The sequence below is a fragment of the Arthrobacter sp. 179 genome, from assembly GCF_052379645.1.
In the GTDB taxonomy this organism is placed as follows: Bacteria; Actinomycetota; Actinomycetes; order Actinomycetales; family Micrococcaceae; genus Arthrobacter_H.
This window is the reverse complement of record NZ_JBQSYU010000021.1, coordinates 26,421-44,406: the sequence shown is the minus strand read 5'-3', so window position 1 is coordinate 44,406 and position 17,986 is coordinate 26,421. Positions and strand designations below refer to the sequence as shown.

At 67.8% G+C, this 17,986-nt stretch carries 19 protein-coding genes; 5 read left to right on the top strand and 14 right to left on the bottom strand.

The genetic code is table 11. The features are described 5' to 3' along the window. Positions 1-143 precede the first annotated feature (143 nt). The 8 genes from ACT3UE_RS12435 to ACT3UE_RS12400 all read right to left on the bottom strand — a co-directional run bounded on the left by ACT3UE_RS12435 (position 144) and on the right by ACT3UE_RS12400 (position 9,086). Positions 144-2,093 (bottom strand): NHL domain-containing thioredoxin family protein, encoded by a 1,950-nt coding sequence (locus tag ACT3UE_RS12435; RefSeq protein ID WP_444566822.1) that lies wholly within the window; start codon positions 2,091-2,093, stop codon positions 144-146. 131 nt (positions 2,094-2,224) lie between these two features. Continuing rightward, positions 2,225-3,058 carry a hypothetical protein gene (locus ACT3UE_RS12430; RefSeq protein ID WP_444554843.1) on the bottom strand — a complete coding sequence of 278 codons (834 nt, stop codon included), beginning with the start codon at positions 3,056-3,058 and terminating at the stop codon, positions 2,225-2,227. Then, the gene (locus ACT3UE_RS12425) at positions 3,048-5,186 is read right to left on the bottom strand and encodes a cytochrome c oxidase assembly protein (protein WP_444554842.1); all 2,139 of its coding nucleotides are present in this window, start codon (positions 5,184-5,186) and stop codon (positions 3,048-3,050) included. Before ACT3UE_RS12425 ends, ACT3UE_RS12430 begins: the two co-directional genes overlap by 11 nt. Positions 5,187-5,280: 94 nt before the next feature. Next, positions 5,281-6,558, bottom strand: coding sequence for a Dyp-type peroxidase (locus ACT3UE_RS12420; RefSeq protein WP_444566821.1), 1,278 nt, complete (start codon positions 6,556-6,558; stop codon positions 5,281-5,283). Beyond that, positions 6,558-7,091 carry a copper chaperone PCu(A)C gene (locus tag ACT3UE_RS12415; protein ID WP_444554840.1) on the bottom strand — a complete coding sequence of 178 codons (534 nt, stop codon included), beginning with the start codon at positions 7,089-7,091 and terminating at the stop codon, positions 6,558-6,560. Before ACT3UE_RS12415 ends, ACT3UE_RS12420 begins: the two co-directional genes overlap by 1 nt. Positions 7,092-7,267: 176 nt before the next feature. Continuing rightward, positions 7,268-7,960 (bottom strand): copper resistance CopC family protein, encoded by a 693-nt coding sequence (locus ACT3UE_RS12410; RefSeq protein ID WP_444566820.1) that lies wholly within the window; start codon positions 7,958-7,960, stop codon positions 7,268-7,270. 47 nt (positions 7,961-8,007) lie between these two features. Next, positions 8,008-8,646, bottom strand: a complete 639-nt coding sequence (locus tag ACT3UE_RS12405) for a hypothetical protein (RefSeq protein WP_444554838.1) — start codon at positions 8,644-8,646, stop codon at positions 8,008-8,010. Positions 8,647-8,801: 155 nt separating this feature from the next. Next, positions 8,802-9,086, bottom strand: coding sequence for an HU family DNA-binding protein (locus tag ACT3UE_RS12400; RefSeq protein WP_087001218.1), 285 nt, complete (start codon positions 9,084-9,086; stop codon positions 8,802-8,804). Between the two features lie 306 nt (positions 9,087-9,392). Here ACT3UE_RS12400 and ACT3UE_RS12395 point away from each other — a divergent pair, with 306 nt between their 5' ends. After that, on the top strand, positions 9,393-10,067 hold the full coding sequence (locus ACT3UE_RS12395; RefSeq protein WP_444554837.1) for a J-domain-containing protein: 675 nt from the start codon (positions 9,393-9,395) through the stop codon (positions 10,065-10,067). 102 nt (positions 10,068-10,169) lie between these two features. On the opposite strand, the gene rpsN is transcribed toward ACT3UE_RS12395, so the two are convergent. The 4 genes from rpsN to ACT3UE_RS12375 form a co-directional block, all read right to left on the bottom strand. Then, complete coding sequence (gene rpsN / locus ACT3UE_RS12390) at positions 10,170-10,475, bottom strand: 30S ribosomal protein S14 (RefSeq protein ID WP_087001213.1); 306 nt, start codon at positions 10,473-10,475, stop codon at positions 10,170-10,172. A gap of 4 nt (positions 10,476-10,479) precedes the next feature. Beyond that, the gene (gene rpmG, locus ACT3UE_RS12385; protein ID WP_087001211.1) at positions 10,480-10,647 is read right to left on the bottom strand and encodes a 50S ribosomal protein L33; all 168 of its coding nucleotides are present in this window, start codon (positions 10,645-10,647) and stop codon (positions 10,480-10,482) included. A 1-nt stretch (position 10,648) separates the two neighbouring features. Then, positions 10,649-10,885: a 50S ribosomal protein L28 gene (gene rpmB, locus ACT3UE_RS12380; protein WP_087001209.1), complete on the bottom strand. Its 237-nt coding sequence runs from the start codon at positions 10,883-10,885 to the stop codon at positions 10,649-10,651. A gap of 435 nt (positions 10,886-11,320) precedes the next feature. Then, the gene (locus tag ACT3UE_RS12375; RefSeq protein WP_444554893.1) at positions 11,321-11,794 is read right to left on the bottom strand and encodes a MarR family winged helix-turn-helix transcriptional regulator; all 474 of its coding nucleotides are present in this window, start codon (positions 11,792-11,794) and stop codon (positions 11,321-11,323) included. Between the two features lie 177 nt (positions 11,795-11,971). On the opposite strand from ACT3UE_RS12375, the gene ACT3UE_RS12370 reads away from it, so the two are divergent. After that, on the top strand, positions 11,972-13,924 hold the full coding sequence (locus ACT3UE_RS12370; RefSeq protein WP_444554836.1) for an acyl-CoA dehydrogenase family protein: 1,953 nt from the start codon (positions 11,972-11,974) through the stop codon (positions 13,922-13,924). 11 nt (positions 13,925-13,935) lie between these two features. On the opposite strand, the gene ACT3UE_RS12365 is transcribed toward ACT3UE_RS12370, so the two are convergent. Next, a complete protein-coding gene (locus ACT3UE_RS12365; protein ID WP_444566819.1) occupies positions 13,936-14,670 on the bottom strand; it encodes a class I SAM-dependent methyltransferase in 735 nt (244 codons plus the stop codon). A gap of 225 nt (positions 14,671-14,895) precedes the next feature. On the opposite strand from ACT3UE_RS12365, the gene ACT3UE_RS12360 reads away from it, so the two are divergent. The 3 genes from ACT3UE_RS12360 (at position 14,896) to ACT3UE_RS12350 (ending at position 16,684) form a co-directional block, all read left to right on the top strand. Further along, the gene (locus ACT3UE_RS12360; protein ID WP_444566818.1) at positions 14,896-15,036 is read left to right on the top strand and encodes a hypothetical protein; all 141 of its coding nucleotides are present in this window, start codon (positions 14,896-14,898) and stop codon (positions 15,034-15,036) included. Between the two features lie 81 nt (positions 15,037-15,117). Continuing rightward, positions 15,118-15,600: a hypothetical protein gene (locus tag ACT3UE_RS12355; protein WP_444566817.1), complete on the top strand. Its 483-nt coding sequence runs from the start codon at positions 15,118-15,120 to the stop codon at positions 15,598-15,600. Positions 15,601-15,733: 133 nt separating this feature from the next. After that, positions 15,734-16,684 carry a metal ABC transporter solute-binding protein, Zn/Mn family gene (locus ACT3UE_RS12350; RefSeq protein WP_444566816.1) on the top strand — a complete coding sequence of 317 codons (951 nt, stop codon included), beginning with the start codon at positions 15,734-15,736 and terminating at the stop codon, positions 16,682-16,684. A gap of 76 nt (positions 16,685-16,760) precedes the next feature. Here ACT3UE_RS12350 and ACT3UE_RS12345 read toward each other — a convergent pair whose 3' ends face one another. Continuing rightward, positions 16,761-17,900 carry a baeRF2 domain-containing protein gene (locus tag ACT3UE_RS12345; RefSeq protein WP_444566815.1) on the bottom strand — a complete coding sequence of 380 codons (1,140 nt, stop codon included), beginning with the start codon at positions 17,898-17,900 and terminating at the stop codon, positions 16,761-16,763. Positions 17,901-17,986: the final 86 nt, after the last annotated feature.

Here is a 17,986-nt window from a genome sequence, read left to right as displayed (position 1 = left end):
CTCGATTCCGGGGCGGACGGGCGGCATCCACCACGGGGAATTAGTTGCTTAGCACTGCTAACCATACTCCGCTGGTTTCCCGTGCGCCATGGTTCCCGTCACGAACCCGGGAGCGCTCCGTCATGGAGCGCCCCCGCAATGACTCAGTCCAGTCCGCGCAGATCCAACGTCAACCCGTCATCGCCGTCCCGACGCAACACGACCGGGATGCCCCAGTCCTGCTGGTACAGGTGGCAGGCGGCATGATCGGGGATCGCTCCCCCGGCTTCGCCGTCGCAGGCCGCGGCGCGGGCCGTGATGTGCAGGACGCCCTCGGGGACCTCGGGGTTCAGCTCCAACTGCCGGTGCAGCCCGGTGGAGGTCCCCCCGCCGGAGAGGAGCAGTTCCTCGGGTGAAGAGGAGATCTTCAGCTGGGTGGGATCCCCCCACCGGTCGTCGAGCTTCTGCCCCGTCGGAGCGGAGAAGCGCACGCTGATCCGGTGCCCGCCCGGGGCGACCGGAGTCTGCGGGCGCTGGGTCTGCGAGGCTCCTTCGTCGACGCTGAGCGCCTCATGGGGCAGCGGCAGCCGGACCAGCCGGTGCTGGTTCGTCTCGACCACCAGCAGGACGGGGTCCCCGTCGAGCGAGGTGTCCAGCAGGACGTCCGAGGGCTCGGCGAGGTCACGGGCCAGGGTGGTAACCGACGACGTGCCCGGATCGTAGCGGCGGACCGCCCCGTTGTAGGTATCGGCCACCGCCACCGAACCATCCGGCAGCACGGCCACCCCCAAGGGGTGCTGCAGGCGTGCCTCGGCGGCCTGGCCGTCACGGAACCCGAAGTCGAAGAGCCCGGTCCCGATGGCCGTCTCGACCGTGTCGACGGATCCTGACTGGCCCACGCGCAGCACGCGCAGGGCCGAGGTCTCGGAGTCCGCCACCCAGATCTCCCCTGCGGGCCCTTCGGCCAGTCCGGAGCTCTGGGCGAACCAGGACCTGCCGGGGGCCCCGTCCTCCAGGCCTTCGAGCCCGGTGCCGGCGAAGACGTCCAGGGCCCCGGTCACCGGGTCGAAGGCGAATATCTGGTGGGTTCCGGCCATCGCGACGATGACGCGGGAGGCCTTCGCGGACCAGAGCACGTCCCAGGGCGAGGACAGCGAGGTGTTCAGCGGGTCGTCCCCGAGATCGCTGATCCAGGCATCCGGGTCGTTCGCCGCCTCACCGGCGGCGAGCGCCTGTTCGGCGTCGAGCAGGCGTTGGATGCCGTTGCCGGCGACCGTGGTGACGTTGCCCGTGGCCAGGTCCACCCCGCGCAGCCGGTGGTTGACCGTGTCGGCGACGACCAGGTCGTAGCCGGTCCGACCGGCGACCTCGGCGGGCAGCAGGGCCAGACCCTGCGGTTCGTTGAAGGAAGCCGCCTGCGCCGTACCGTCGGCGTGACCGCGTTCCCCGGAACCGATGGTGCGCAGCACCGTCTTCAGATCCGAGTCCAGTTGCACGATCCGGTGGTGTCCGGTGTCCCCGACCAGGAACGTGCCATCGGGCAGGGTCAGGACCTTGCCCGGGAAGCGCAGGTCCCCTTCCCGCGGGGCGGGGGCGACGTACGGGCCGTCTCCGCGGTTCAGTGTTCCCTGGGCCTCGTGTTCGGCCACGAGCTCCTCGATGAGCGATTCCAGGCCCGGGGCATGGCCCTCCCCGGAGAGGTGGGCGGCCACGTAGCCCTCGGGGTCCAACACCACCAGGGTCGGCCAGGCCCGGGCCGAGTAGGCCTGCCAGGTCTCCAGTTCCGGGTCGTCCAGCACCGGGTGGGCGATTTCGTAGCGTTCCACGGCGGAGGCGAGTGCGACGGGGTCGGCTTCGTGTTCGAACTTCGGGGAGTGGACGCCGACGATGACCAGCAGGTCCCGGTACTTCTCCTCCAACGGGCGCAGTTCGTCGATCACATGCAGGCAATTGATGCAGCAGAAGGTCCAGAAATCGAGGATGACGATCTTGCCGCGGAGTTCCTTCAGCCCCAGTTCCTTGCCGCCGGTATTCAACCAGTTGCGGCCCACGAGCTCGGAGCCGCGCACCCGGTAGGCGGCACGGACTGAATCGGTGGTGGAATCTGCACTCATGTAACGGCTCCCGTTGGTAGTTGGCTGGCATGGGGTCCCAACCCCAGTATGGCTTCAGTTGTTCCCGGCAGCGGGATCGATGACGCCCCACGGCACCGAAACCCGCCGGCGCGCAGGCCGCGTGGGCCGGCTCAGCCCAGGTCGTTCAGCGTGGCGGTCAGGATCCCGTCGGCCATGGTGGCGAACTTCGGGTCGTCGATCCCGCGGGGCCCGATGAACGAAACCATCGCGACCTGACCCGCCCGTTCGCCGATGAGGACCAGTGCCTGCTGTTCCAGCTCGCTGCCCGTCGAGGCCCTGCTCCAGAGCAACGCCGATTCCGCTCCGGCCTCCGGGCTGGTTTCGGGGGCGCTGCTACGCAGGGGGACCTCGGATCCGGAGATCGACAGGGTCACTTCGGAGCAGTCCCCGAGCATCTGCTTCACGGTGGCATAATGCTTGCGCAGCTGGGCCCGGTCGGTGACCCGGGCGACTTCGATGGATCCGGTGGCTTCCACCCCCTCGGCGGCGAAGTCGGTGCGGGCCGGGTCCTGGCCTCCTTGGGCCGGGGACCAGTTCAGCTGCCGGACCGCGTCCAGGCAGGAGGCCGGCTTTACGGTCGCCCCTTCCAGGGTGTCCTGCGGATCCGCGGACAGGGACTCCAGTTCGGCATCGGAGGCCACCGCGGAGAGCGTGAAGTTATAGGAGGCCGCCCGTTCCACGCCGGCGGCCACGGCCTCGGCGGCAGCACCCGAGGGGGCGGGCCGCGAGGAGGCTGCTGCCGGCGGGGCCGTGGCACTGCCCGACCCCTCGGCGGCCTCCCCCGAGGCGGTGGACTCGCCCCCGGCGTCGGAGGAACAGCTGGTCACCGCGATCACGATGGCGACGATGAGGACCGCCAAGGCCAACCAGCGGGCCACGACCAGTGCCGTCTTCTGGGCCCGGACCCCCGGCGGGGGTGTCCTGCCGGCTGGTTTACCTGCCACTGGCGTCGTACCTCCGGTCCTGCTCCTTCAGTTGCGCGAACATCTGGTTGTAGGCAGCCAGATCGGCTTCGTTGTTACGATCGGCTTGTCGGTCCCGGCGCACGGCTTCGCGGGTGTCGGACCGGTTCCAGGTCACCACCACCCCCAGAGCCAGCATCAGCGTGGGTACCTCGCCGATCCCCCACATGGCCCCGGCCCCGAGCTTCTGGTCGGCCAGGGGGGTCGGGCCCCAATCCCGGCCCATGTTGCCGAACCAGCTGGCCTGCATCAGCGATTCGCTGCCCATGATGGAGACGCCGTAGAAGGCGTGGAAGCTCATCGTGGCCAGCAGGATGACCAGCCGCATCGGGTAGGGCGCCCGGCGGGGCAACGGATCGCCGTCGATCATGTTCAGGGCGAAGATGTAGCCGGTGAGCAGGAAGTGCAGGTTCATCAATTCGTGCCCGGTGTGTTCGGCCAGGGCGAAATGGAAGGCGTCGGTCGCGTAGAACAGCACGATCGATCCGGCGAAGTTCGCTGCCGCGAACAGCGGGTGGGTGACGAGTTTGGAGAACCGCGAGTGGATCCCTGCGAGCATCCATTCACGGGGCCCACGAGTCCCGTCGGCGCGTGCGGGGATGGCCTTCAACGCCAGGGTCATGGGCGTGCCCAGGACCAGGAAGAACGGGGCCACCATGGTCATCGCCATATGCCCGACCATGTGCATGGAGAACAGGACGACGCCGTAGACGGCCATCGCCCCGGAGGTGATGTAGAACAGGGCGATCAACCCCAGGAACCAGGACACCGTGCGCATCACCGGCCAGGAATCGCCGCGACGGCGCAGCGTACGGATCCCCTGGAGGTAGGCGATGGCCAGGAAGATGACCACGGCCAACCAGAGCCAGTCCATGCGCCAGACGGTCAGCCAACTGGATCCGGTCAGTTCCGGGGGCAGATCGTAGCCGGTGAGGATGCGCGCCGGAGTTGCTTCGGGGGGCAGTTCCTCGGGGACCGGAGGCGCGGTGCGCGACAGGGCCGTCGCCACCGCCATGGTCGCCGCCATGACGATCACTTCGCCGGCGACGATCCGCCAGGCGGTCGTGGTCGCCCGCAGTTTGCCGGCCATCAGCTTCGGGATGACCCAGCGCCGGTGTCCCAGCCCCATCAATCCCAGCACCAGGGTCAGTACCGCCTTGATCAGCACCAGACCGCCATAGCCGCTGAGCAGCTGCGACCAATGGTCCATGCGGACGGTGGCACTGACCACCCCGGAGGCGAAGACCACGAAGAAGGACATGGTCGCCAGGGCCGAAAAGCGGTGCAGGACGACGCCGGCGAGCACCGGCCGGGTGGAGGAGAACTTCCCGGGGGCCGGGGTCTGGAGCTGTGGGGCGACGCAGGCCAACACGACGATCCCGCCCACCCAGATGCACAGGCCCAGCAGATGCAGCAGGATCCCGTTGACCGCGCCCCAGTGGTCGTCGCCTCCGGCGGCGTGGCCGATCAAGGACAGCGGGATGATCCCGAAGAGCGAGAAGACGGCGCTCAGGCCCACCCCCACCGGGGAACGGACCACGAAGGCCAAGGAGCTGGCCACCGCGGCGATCACGATCATCCAGGCCCACGCCTGGCCCAGCGAGATGTTGAGGATGTAGTCCTTCATTGAGTCCGTGTAGGCGGCATCCGCTGAAAGCGGCAGGCCGGAGACGTCGGAGAAGGTCAGGATCAGCACGGCCACCGCGGCCAGGGTCCACACCATGGCCGCTCCGGCCGCGATGTTCATCGTCCGGGCGAAGGCCGGGTGCACCTCCCCACCGTCGGTCCCGTGCGAGCCCTTGCGGGCCCGATGCGGTTTGGTCGACCTCGGCAGGACGGTGGCCGCGAAGACCAGGGCCCCGATGGTGACGGCCATGGCGCTGTGGTGGATCAGGGTGGCAAAGGGCAACGCCCACCGGGTGAAGGCCCCCGGGTCCGAGAGTTCGGTGCCTTTCGCCGCCCCAGAGAACTGCAGGGCCAGCACGAGCACGAGGGCGCCGATCGGGATCGCCGGCAGCACCAGGTCGGGGCGCCACGTCGACGCGGGCCGACGTTCCGGGCCACGGGGGCCCGCGCCGGACACCTTCTCCGGTAGTACGCCCTGGCTCATCGTTGCATCCCTGTCCGCATGCCTTCCATTCTCTCACCTTCGACCCGGACCGCACTGCCGTCGTGGCCCGGCTCACCCCCGGGCCCGACGCCGCTCATCCGAACAACTCCTCCCCGATGAACCCGCCCTCGGGACACCCCGGAGGGATGGCGTAAACGGCCGATCCGATCGGGGTGGTCCATTCGTTGAGCATGTCCGATTCGTCCAGTCGACGCTGGATCGGCAGGAACTGGCGGTCCACATCGGCCTGGTAGGAGGCGAAGAGCAGCCCCGAACCTGGCAGCCCGTGGGAGTCCGCGGCCCCGTCGTCGTAATTATAGGCCCGGCGGACGATCTTCTCCCCGGGCTTCTGCGCCGTGGCCCGGGCGACATGGCTCTGCGGGGAAATGACCTTCAGACCCCCGTCGTCGGTGGCGCCCAGGTTCGGCACATCGTGTTCCTTGCTCCCGGTCAGCGGGGCGCCGGTGCTCTGGTGCCTGCCCAGTGCGAAGTCCCGGCCGGGCCGGTCGACCCGATCCCATTCGTCCAGGTCCATGGCGATCCGGCGCAGCACCAGCGAGGTGCCTCCCGGGGTCCAGGCCGGGATCCGGTCCCCGCCCCAGAGGGCCTGCTCGCGGGCCTCGCGCAACGGATTTCCGGTGCCGTCGAGCTGGCCGAAGAGGTTGCGCATGGTCGCCCCCTCCTCGGCCGAACCATAGGCGGTGCGGAATCCCGTCTGGATCCACCGCAACCGGGTGAAGGAGCGGGCGTCCTTGAGCAGCATCCGTTGGGCATGGGCCAGGGCCAGCGGGTCGTCCGAGCAGATCTGCAACAACAGGTCCGTCTGCCCGTACTCCTCGGTGAGTTCGTCGATCCCGAAGGCCGGCAACGGGCGCAGCCATTCGGGCTTCTGCGCCGGGGCGACGGCATCCAGCAACCCGGGGCCGAACCCGAACGTGATGCTCAAATTCGACGGGGAGACCGCCAGCTCCGGTTCGCTGTCCGCCAGCGGCGGGCGCCCGGCACACAGCCGGGACGCGTCGTCGCTGAGCAGACGCAGGAGTCGGCGGACATCGTCGGCCGGTGGATGCTTCCGGCCCTTCGGGGCCAGCAGGTCCAGCCCCACGAACCCCGCATGCGCCTGGGCGGTGGTGTCGACCCCTGCCTGCCGGTTCCCGTGGAACCCGACGGTCGAGCCCGCGTTGGCCCCGTCCTCGTCGCGGCCCGCCGCCGGTTCCGGGGCTTCCTCCGAGGCCAGGGCCGCCGCCGTTCCACCGGCCCCCGCGGCGGCACCCACGGCGGCGCCGGCCGCCCCGAACAGGAAGCTGCGCCGTCGCGGATGGCGCGGGGAGACGGGGCATCCTTCCCCGGGTGTTCCGTTGTCGGGCACCATTACTCCTGCTCGCCGTATGATTCGTCGGCGCCGCTGTAGTCCTTCGTGGTGAACGGGACCGTTGCCGTGGAGCCGTCCGCGTACGTCAACGTGATGTCCACCGGGTCCCCGGCCTTCAGTTCGTCCTTGAGCTTCATCAACATGATGTGGTCTCCGCCCGGTGCCAGCTCGGCGCTCTGGCCGGGGGCGATGCTGAAGCCGCCGTCCTTCTCCTGCATCGACATCGACCCGGAGGTACCGGTCATTTCGTGCAGTTCGACCATGCCGGCCTCGGGGCTCTCGGCCTTGACCAGCACCGCCTCGGAGTCGGAGGTGTTGGTCAGGGTTCCGAAGGAGCCGCTCATATCGGTGTCGGTGGCCTTGGTCCAGGTGTCCTGGACCTCCACGGCGTGGGCCTGATCGGTCGCGGTGGACGCGGAGGGGGTGGAACCGGCCTCTGCGGCGTTCCCGGCACAACCGGCCAGGGCCACGGCGGCGGCGGCGACCAGGGCGGCGGTTGCGGTGGTGCGGGGGGTGGGAAGGGTGATGTTCATGGTCTGGATCCTTGGGGTCGTGGCGCAGGGGCGCCGGAAGCTGTGATGGGTCGGCCCGGCACGCCCCGCAGGGGGCGGCGGAGGGCAGGGCGTATCAGCGGATCCGCGACCCCGGGACGTGCCGGGGCGTGCCGGGGCGTGCAGAGCCTACTGAGGTCCCTCGGGTGGGGGCTGGGCTACTTGCCCGAGCCCGACTGACGGCGCACCTTGGCGAATACGACGCCGGCGGCGGCGATGACGGCGACGGCGAGGATCACCCAGATCAGGGCGGTCGGCAGACCCCCGTCGCTGGAGGCCTGCTCATCCGGGGCCTGGGTCGCCGAGGTGTCTTGCGCGGCGGGGGCCGACAAGGCCGTGTTCTGGGTCCCCTCGGCGGCGGAGGAGGAGCCGGTCGCCGGTGAGGAGGAGGGGGTCGAGGCTTCGGCCTCGCCACCCTCCACGGTGAAGGTCAGCGCCTCGTTGTTGTCGCTGGTCCCCTCGATCGGGTGTCCGTCGCTGGAGACCGCACGCCAGGTGAGCGTGTAGTCACCGGCCGGCAAGGCCTGCCCGAAATCCACGGTGAGCACATTGCGGCTGACCGAGGTGTCGGCGTCGTACTTCTTGCCCTCGGCGTCGGCGAGGCTGACCTCCGTGCCGATCGACTTGAGTTCACCGCTGAAGTTCAGGTCCACGGAGTCCAGCGGCTCGGTAACGGTCGCCCCGTTCTTGGGAGTGGAACCGATCAGCGAATCATGGGCCAGCGCGGCCGGTGCGGTGCTCAGCGCCAGCCCCATCAGCAGGGCGGCGGCGGCAGCAGCGAGGATCGCACGAAGCGTGCCGGGCCGCTGGCGGACCGCTGTTCGGGGGGCATGGGGGTGTTCGGTGTTCATCTTTGTCCTTTGGTATCCCCGTCTGGCGGGGCCTGCGTTCGACGTCTCTAGGATGCGAAGGCGGGAAGGACGGGCGGACCCCGGTCACGCAAGGCGCGCAGTGGCACACCCAGGTCGGGGAGACCGGGGACCTGGACCCAGACCAGGCGCGGCGGCCCGATGGAGGCGATCGGTGGACGGGGGCGCAGGATCCGGCGCGGTACGGCCAGGCCCAGGACCTGCATCAGGGCCAGGACCGCCAGCCCGCCCTTGCGCAGCACCAGGATGGTCAGGATGGCCGCGACCACGTGGGCGATCCACATGCCCAATGCCATGGCGTTCGCGTCCTGCGTGGCCGCCCCGGTCAGCAGGGCGTCCGGGTCGACGGAGATCAGGTGGCCGGCATGGGCGCCGGTGCCACCGGCAGACAGCAGATGGTGGTCGTGGCCACCGTGATGGCCCCCGAGCATGCCGAAGGCCGAGTGGTAGATCCCCTGGCTGATCAGCACGGCAGCAGCGGTGCGCCAGAAGGAAAGGGCCCGTCCGGCCAGGGCGGTGCAGGCGGCCCCGGAGAGGGCCAGGATCAACGCCAGCAGCGCCGGTTCGGGAAGCGCGCCTCCGGCCACCGTATGCGAGGCGGCCGCCAGGGCGGTTGCGGCCAGGGCACCGAGCCATCCACGCACCAGGCGCAGGCTTCGATACTCCACGACGGCTCCCCTTCATCGGGCCCGGCGGCCCTTCATGATCCATCAGGGATTCTACGCCATGTAGAAGCTTCTGCCGAAGCCGGTCCGCCCGGAGCCAGAACAGGGCCCGTTCCACCACCTGGTGGAACGGGCCCTGTCGACCGCTGGTGCGGGAACTACTTCTTGGAGACGGCAGCCTTCAGCTTCGAGCCGGCGGTCAGCTTCACGGAGTGGCCTGCCGGGATCTGGATGGTCTCGCCGGTCTGCGGGTTGCGGCCGGTGCGGGCGGCACGGTCGGTGCGCTCGACGGCGAGCCAGCCCGGGATGGACACCTTCTCGCCCTGGGAAACCTGCTCGACGAAGGTGTCGAACACCGAATCCAGCACGGCGTTCACGGCGACCTGCGAGTTGCCGGTCTTCTCGGCGACGACTGCAACGAGTTCACTACGGTTCAAAGCCAATGTATTTCCTCCTGGACTAATTCGTGCCCGCCCGTTTCCGGCCGGGTTGCCCTGCGGTTGCGGGGACTACTGTGAAGGAAACTATCAGGCCTCACTGACGGACACGCCCAGTTTTGGGGCGTTTGGCCGGAATTTTTTCGATATTCCCTGCAAATTGGCGGTTTTTGGGTCCCGACCGGGTATTTGGGGTCTTCATCCCACCCCGGCACCGACGGCACCGATCCACTGGCGGAAACCCTTGAGGGCCGGTGTCACGGGTCGCTACGCTGGAGCTCAGGAACCATCGGATCCAAGGCGGTGCCCACGATGAGCCCAGAACCTACCGCGTCCCATGACGCCGCCCGGTTGCAGGCCGCCCGTTACCGCGACGCGCAGGACGCAGTGTTGGAACCGGCTCCCGTGGACGAGTATGAACGCCGTTCCGGGGAACTCTTCAGGGCCAAGGCCGAACAGGCGGGGATCGAGGTCCAGGGTGCCCCGGAGGCACCGCCGGTGTTCCACTCCACGGACTCCGCCGGGCAGGTCGCCACCCCCAGCATCGACCGGGCCATTGCCCGGGGGGATTTCGACCACCTCGCCTATGCGGGCCTGCCGCTGCCCTCGCTGGATTCCACCGACCCCGACTGGTGGATGAAGTCGCTCATGCGGCGGGAGCGGATCAGTGGGGTCGGCCCGCCGGCCCTGCTGCTGCGAACCGAGGACGCCGCCCTGGACGACACGCTCGATGCCTTGCCCGGCGAGTTGGCCGTCCGCGAGACCGTCACCGATTTCAACGCCCGCATCCGGGAGGCCCGGCGCCAGCTGCTGGGTGGCCCACCGGTGATCACCGACCCCCGGGACCCCGACGAGGAGATCCGGCGCTGGCGGGAACGCCGGGCCGTTGACGGGCCGCCCCGCTCCCCCGCCGGCCCGACCGGGACACCCCGGCCCGCGGGGCGGTGGCGCCGCCTCTGGGTCTGGCTCTGGTCGCCGTCGACCTAGGGCAATCCGCAGGCCGCGGTGGGCCATGACCTGCTCCTGGGATTAAAAAAACCCGGGGCCCCTTCTGTTGCCAGAAGGGGCCCCGGGGAAAATCGCTGGTGTCTACCAGGACGACTTGGTGATGCCCGGAAGTTCGCCACGGTGGGCCATGTCGCGGAAGCGGACACGGGAGATTCCGAACTTCTGGAACGTACCGCGCGGGCGGCCGTCGATGGAGTCGCGGTTACGCACGCGAACCGGCGACGCGTTGCGGGGCAGCTTCTGCAGGCCCAGGCGGGCCTCTTCGCGTGCCTCGTCGGTGGCGTTTTCGTTGATCAGGGTCTTCTTGAGCTCGGCACGCTTCGCGGCGTAACGCTCCACGATGACCTTGCGCTGCTCGTTGCGAGCAATCTTGGACTTCTTAGCCATGTGTTTAGCGCTCCTCTCGGAAATCGACGTGCTTGCGGACGACCGGGTCGTACTTCTTCATGACCAGACGGTCAGGGTTGTTACGACGGTTCTTGCGGGTCACGTAGGTGAACCCGGTACCGGCAGTCGACTTGAGCTTGATGATGGGGCGTACATCCTGGACTCTTGCCATGTTAGAGCTTCACACCTTTCGCCAGCAGGTCAGCGACAACGCGGTCGATGCCACGGGCATCGATGGTCCGAATGCCCTTGACCGACAAGGTCAGCGTGACATTACGGCGCAGGGACGGAACCCAGTAGCGCTTCTTCTGGATGTTCGGGTCGAACCGACGCTTGGTGCGGCGGTGCGAGTGGGAGATGCTGTGTCCGAAGCCCGGAACTGCACCTGTCACCTGGCATACAGCTGCCATGATCACTCCTCAGTAGTAGTAAATATTGGCGGTACTCGATAAAACAGATCACAGCGCGGTGTTGCTGCCTCTGAACCTGCGTTGAAGAGTCCCGCCACCAGTTGTGACACCGTGTATTACTGCGACGTGCGAAGGTAACCAGGCTGGGTGAGAACCAACCGAAGCGCCTTACTTGCGCGAAAGACGGTGAATACAGCGTCCAGGTTGAGCATTTTTCCCTACTCGGTCGGGACGCGTTATTCGGTTTACGGGCAACCACGCGATCCCCTTGACCCACTCCTCACGGAGCACGCCACGACGAACACGTGACTTAACGCCTTACCATCCTAGAACGGCGGGCCGCAGATGACAAACTGCAGGGTACGACGCCGGTACCCCTCTCCCGCGTCGACTCGCCGGTCCCTTCCGGGTCGCCGGCCGCCCCCACGGGAGTGCTCAGCGGAGGATCCAGTGCTGCGGGTCCATCCCGCCGACCAGTTTGCGTCCGATCCGGGTCAGATCCACGATGTCCTGCTCGTCCAACCCGTCGAAGACCAGCCGCCGCACCGACTCCACGTGTTCGGGCGCCAGGCCGCGCAGCATGTCCAGGCCCGGATCGCGCAGGTGGGCGACGCTGACCCGGGCGTCGTCGGTGCTCTGGGAGCGTTCGACCCAGCCGCGGCCCTCGAGCTTCTTCACCACATGGCTCAATCGCGACAGCGAGGCATTGGTTCGTCCAGCCAATTCACTCATCGGCAGCAACCGCCCCTCGGACTCCGAGAGCATCGCCAACACGTGGTAATCAAAGAGCGTGATGCGTCCTTGCCGGTGCAGTTCGGTATCGAGCAGGCTCGGCAATTGCATCGAAAGGGCCATCAGTGCCATCCAGCACTCACGTTCCTGGGCTGAAAGCCAGCGGGTCGCGGTCATGGAAACCATGATGACACATGAACATTCAGCTAAATCCACGCGGCCGCCACCGGGGAGGAACCCCTCTTGATCCGGCGGCGTAGCCTTGAGGGACAGCGTGTGGGCCACCGTCCCGCGGCAGGCCCCGGTGCTTTCCACCGCGCGGCCTGCGGCACGCCGAGGTCCGAGGGAGTGGTCATGGACGCCACCGTTTCCAGCAGCACGATCGATGAAAAAACCGCCCGCGCAGTGGCCGAAGCAGCCCGCGATGCCGGTGACGCCCGCCCGAGTTTCGCCCAGGGCCTGTATCTGGGCAAAACCGATTTCGGGCTCATCCACCCGCATCCACGCCCCACCGCCGAGCAGACCGAACGCGGCGAAGCCTTCCTGGCGAAGTTGCGGGAGGCCGTCGCCTCCTTCGACGGGCGCCTGATCGACCGTGAATCCCGCATCCCCGACGAATACATCACCGTCCTGAAGGACCTGGGGGTCTTCGGGATGAAGATCCCCACCAGGTATGGCGGGCTGGGCCTGACGCTGGCCTACTATGGCCGGGCCCTGATGCTGTTGGGTTCCATCAGTCCCAGCATCGGCGCCCTGGTCTCGGCGCACCAGTCCATCGGCGTCCCCGAACCGGTGAAGATGTTCGGAACCGCCGAGCAGAAGGACCGTTTCCTGCCCCGCTGTGCCGCCGGTGCCATCACGGCCTTCCTGCTGACCGAGAACGACGTCGGTTCGGATCCGGCGCGTCTGGGCACGACGGCGACCCTGGCCCAGGACGGGCAGTCCTACGTGCTCGAGGGGGCCAAGTTGTGGACGACGAACGGCTCGGTGGCCGATCTGGTCGTGGTCATGGCGCGGGTACTCCCCCACCCCGGCCCCGACGGCACCCGGGAACGCGGGGGCATCAGCGCCTTCGTCGTCGAAGCCGATAGCGAGGGCCTGGTGGTGGAGAACCGCAATGTGTTCATGGGCCTGCATGGCATCGAGAACGGGGTGACCCGCTTCCACGGCGTCCGTGTTCCGGCGGCCAACCTGCTCGGGCGTGAAGGCCAGGGATTGAAGATCGCGTTGAGCACGTTGAACACCGGCCGCCTGTCCATCCCGGCGCTATGCGCCGGGGCCGGGAAATGGAGTCTGAAGATCGCCCGCCAATGGTCCTCCGTCCGGGTCCAGTGGGGCCTGCCCGTGGGTGAGCACGAAGCGGTGTCGAAGAAGATCGCCTACATCGCGGCGACCTCGTTCGCCGTGGAATCCGTCTTCGAGCTCTCCGCCGCACTGGCGGACGCAGGCATGAAGGATGTGCGGATAGAGGCGGCCCTGGCGAAGCTGTTCTGCAGCGAGAAGACCTCGCAGATGGCCGACGAGCTGCTGCAGATCCGCGGCGGCCGGGGGTATGAGACGGCTGATTCCCTGGCGGCCCGCGGCGAACGCGCCGTGGCGGTGGAGCAGTTGGTGCGTGACCTGCGGATCAACAGGATCTTCGAGGGCTCCACCGAGATCATGCATCTGCTGATCGCCCGTGAGGCGGTGGACGCCCACCTGAAGGCGGCCGGGGATCTGGCCAGCCGGGATGCCACCACCCAGGAGAAGATCCGTGCCGCTGCCGGGGCCACCGGGTTCTACGCCAAATGGCTGCCGACCCTCGCCGCGGGTCCGGGCCTGTTGCCGACGTCCTATTCCGGGGCCGGAAAGCTGGCCCCGCATCTGCGGTACGTGGAACGGGCTTCGCGCCGGCTCGCCCGGCACACCTTCGCCGGAATGGCCCGTTGGCAGGCGGGACTGGAGACCAAGCAGGCCTTCCTGGGCCGGGTGGTGGACATCGGCACCGAACTCTTCGCCATGTCGGCGTGCGTCTCACGCGTGGAGTTGCTGCGCGAGACGGAGCCGGGGCGGGCCCACGGCGCCGCCCGGCTCGCAGACGCCTTCTGCCACCAATCCCGCCACAGGGTGGAGGCGCTGTTCGATGACCTATGGGAGAACTCCGATGCCACCGATGCCCAACTGGCCAAGGAAGTGTTGGCGGGGGACTACGAGTGGGCGGAGGAAGGGGTGATCGACCAGTCCGAAGGCACCGGTCCGTGGATCGCCGGCTGGTCCGATCCCGAAGAACACCGCCCGGATCTGCGCCACCCCTACGGAAGTGACTAGGGGCCGCCCGATCAGGCCTTGGACAGCGAGTGCAGCAGGTACCCGTAGTCCAGGGCGGTCCGGCCGGGGCGCGCGGCGATATGGGCGTCGGCGACCTCGGCCGGGAACTCCAGCCGCAGGACGGCGTCCCGGTCGGTCGCGGTCTCGAACCTCCAGCTGCTCATCACCTCGCGGGTGGTCGCCCCGCGGGTGGCCCACCAATCACGAATGAACTCCCCGGCGCCTTGGTAGGTCTGGGCACTATCGGAGGCACGCAGCAGTTCGGCGAACTCGCCGTTAGCCTGGTCGTTGTCGATGACCACCAGCGTCCCGCCCGGTTTGAGCACGCGCATCGACTCGCGCAGACCCGGAAGGCAGTCATTGGCCGGGGTCGGGAAGAAGTAGGCGAATCTGGCGTGGACCACGTCCACGCTGGCATCCTCCAATGGAAGGTGTTCCGCCGAACCGTGAAGAACCTCGACGTTGGTCAGCCCATCACGCTGGACCCGTTGCCGGGCCAATTCAAGCAGACCGGAATCGGGTTCGACGCCGAGGACCGAGCCCGCGGTCGACGCATAACCCGTCAGCCAGAATCCACTGCCGCAGCCCAGATCCACCACGGTGCGCCCCGAAAGATCGGCGGTCTCCTCGAGGGCCTGCCACAGGGTGCCTTCGTGGTCGATGGCCCGGTTTTCGATCTCATATAAGCCGGGGGCACCCGCCTGGTTCGGGGCCGGGGTGAAGTCCGTCAGCTGCGTGGTGTCCATCGTGACAGCATAGTTGCCTTCAACCATTTTCTTGTTGACACTGCTCGTCAGATGCGGCTCCGGCCTGCTGCGGGGCCACCTTCCAGCGGTTGAAGTACCGTGGTTTGCGGGGGCGGGGGCACGCTCGATCACCGACCGCCCCTTCCCCGACCGCTGGAACAACGTTCAGTTGGAGGAAATCGTCATCGGAGGACAGTGGAAAAACTAGTACGCGTTGTCGGCACAGTGAGCATTTTCGTGGTCTTCTTCGCCGTATTGGGGGCATGGGACCTCAACGGTGCGGTTCGGGTGATCTTCTCCGCCATGTTCGCGGCCGCCTTCGGCGTACTGGTTTTCGGGCCGAGCCGGAAGAAGGCCACCCGGTAGATCCCTGCCGGCCCCCGCGCAGACCCGGGATCGTGCCACCGCTGGTTGACAGTAGTTATCCGGAGTCTCTAGGTTCAAAAGATGGAACACATCTGGGCTTTTGAGTCATCGGCCATCACCGCGGTCCTCGTGGATTTCCTCGATCCGGCCCTCGTCGATCAGCCTGATATCCGAGAACGCGGGGTACGCCTGGAGATCCGCCCGATGGAGGTGGCCAGCCCGAACACGATCTACTCCTCCCCCCTGGCCTCGTTGCGTCCCGCCGTCGTTCGGATCGACATGCTTGAATCGGCGCCCCATGAAGCCGACCGGATGCATTTCCATCCCGGCATGGTGGACGGGGAACCCGGGGACCGGACGTTCGACGAGCACATGGTGGAAAGTCCCATCGACTGGCTGCGCTCCTACCTGAGGCAGCTGCACGAGGTGGTGGGGCCTGTCGACGGCGCGGCCATTGCCGAGGCAGCGGAAGTCATCGCCCGGGAAGCTGCCCGTCTGCTCGAGGAGGCCCGCCAGCCGTGGCCCGACGTGACCCACGATGAGCGCGGTCTGGTCGTCGGTTAGACGGGACGATTCACGGCGCCGGCAGTGAGGCGTCCTGCCCTCCCCGCATCGATGACACACACCTCGAAGATGCAAACGATTCTCATTTAGTATAAGATGTGAGGGCTTCCTTCCCCTGCCCGAAAGGCCGCCCGTGCATTCGCGTTTCGTCGTCGTCCCCGCCCTCCTGCTGGGTCTGGGACTGTCCGCCTGCTCGGGGCCTGCTTCCGGAGAGGGGGACGACACCCTGACGGTGGTCACCTCCACGAGCGCCTACGGGGATATCGTCCGCCAGGTCGCCGGGGACTCCGTCACGGTGGATTCGATCATCGACAGGCCTTCACAGGACCCGCATTCCTACGAGGCCACCCCACAGGACAAACTCACGCTGTCCCATGCCGACCTCGTGGTGGAAAACGGAGGCGGCTACGATTCCTTCGTCGATCTGCTGATCCGGGGGCTGGGGATCGACGACTCGGCCATCATCACGGCCATCGACTACTCGGAGGCCGCCCACGCCGAGGACCACGAGCCGGAACCGGAGGCCGGGCCCGATGACCACGACGGGCATGACCACACCAGCTTCAACGAACACGTCTGGTACGACCTGCCCACCGCTTCGGCCGTGGCCGCGGAAGTCGCCGACCGCCTGGGCGAGCTGAAACCGGAGGAAGCGGAGACATTCACCGCCAACGCCCGGGAGTTCGCCACGAAGATCGACACCTTGGAGGAACGCCTCGGGAAGCTTTCCACCACGACGGAGGGCCACCAGTACGCCATGACCGAGCCGGTGCCCTACTACCTGCTGGAGCGGGCCGGCCTCTCGGATGGAACTCCCGAGGGATTCAGCGGCGCCATCGAAGCCGGCAACGATGTCTCCCCGCTACTGCTGAACGCCTTGGACGAAAAGCTTTCCGCGGGAGGGATCTCCCTGCTGGCCTTCAACCCCCAGACCAGCAGCCCGCAAACCCAGATAGTCCGCGCCCAGGCCGAGGATGCCGGGGTCCCGGTCGTGGAATTCACCGAGACGCTCCCGCAGGACACCGACTACCTGGGCTGGATGGGGGCGAACATCGACGCCATCCAGGCGGCCGTGAAGGACTGACCGCCGGCCGTCCGGGGGATGTATCCGCAGCCGGCGGGATGGACCACCGGCTGCGGAACGGCCCCGAGGATTCCGATCAGGCCGCTTCGGCCTTGGGCCACCGCAGCAGTGCCGCGATCCCGGCCCCTCCGGGAAGCACCCCGGCGGGGACGTACCTGATCGAGGCATCGGTCATGGCGACGGCGCGGAGCAGGACCTCCGGTGCGGGCCATGAGCCCAAGGCCCCCGATCCTTGGAGATCGGCCCCCTCGGAAGCCAGCCAGGGCTCCCCTTCAAGGGCCAGCAGCGAATGGTCGTCCTGGAATTCGGCCACGACGACCGTGGCGGCCTGACCCTGTTGCAGAGCCCAGACGACGTCCTCGAAGCCGAGCACCGCCCCCGGCTGGACGGCGTTGACCTGGTTGGAGATACGTTCCGAGAGTTCACGGATGTCCTCGGCCAGCAGGGCCGCGACATGCGCTTCGACTTCCTTTTCCACGGCCGTGGCATCGGCGCCTCCGGTCCGTGTGTGCTGGTCAAGTGTCACCGCCAGGGCCCGGGTCGGTTCGGCCAGTTGGGACAGGACGAGCTCGCGGGCCTTCGTGTCCCCGGACAGGACCACCAGCCGGGCCCGGGTGTCACGAGCCACCTCGTCGACCAGCCGGGCGATCTCGTCGGCGTTCCGGCGCCAGACCTCTGCCGTCTGGTGCTGGTTCTTCGATTCCTCGTATCGGCCGGGCACCCGCCGGGCATGGTGGGCGTCGTCGCGATCATTGGCCACCCGGTACTCCTCGGCGACCCCGGCCACGGCCGAATGGCGCAACCGCACCTCTCCCCCGTCACGGCCGACTTCGGCGACCAGGTAGGGGAACTGTCCACCGTGGGCCCGCGCCAGCGGCACCAGGTTGGGGAACTCGCTGCAGTCAACCTGCGGCGCTTCGGTCTTCACGCCTTGGACCAGCTCATCCAGGACGACCTGTCCGTCGCAGACGGCGACGAAGCGGGAGACCGGCGAGGGACGCCCCTCGGCGGGATGCATGGCGGCGCGCATCGCATCTATGTCGGGGGCGCTGGCCTGTTGGCTTTTCAGAAGTCGGGCAACTGTATCGGGCAGGGCATCGGCGGCTTCCTGGGCTGCCGTAGTACCGAGCGAGGCATCTACGAAGGCCGTGCACCACGGACCTTCTTGTCGAAACAACGTGGCATCAATTCCGCTGGAACCTGCCCTATTTGCCATGGGGAAACTCCTTCCCACGCGACGCCTTCGCCGCGTGACTACTGGGTCCGTGAGCCCACCGTAGCATCGCCGGGACCCGGCGAACA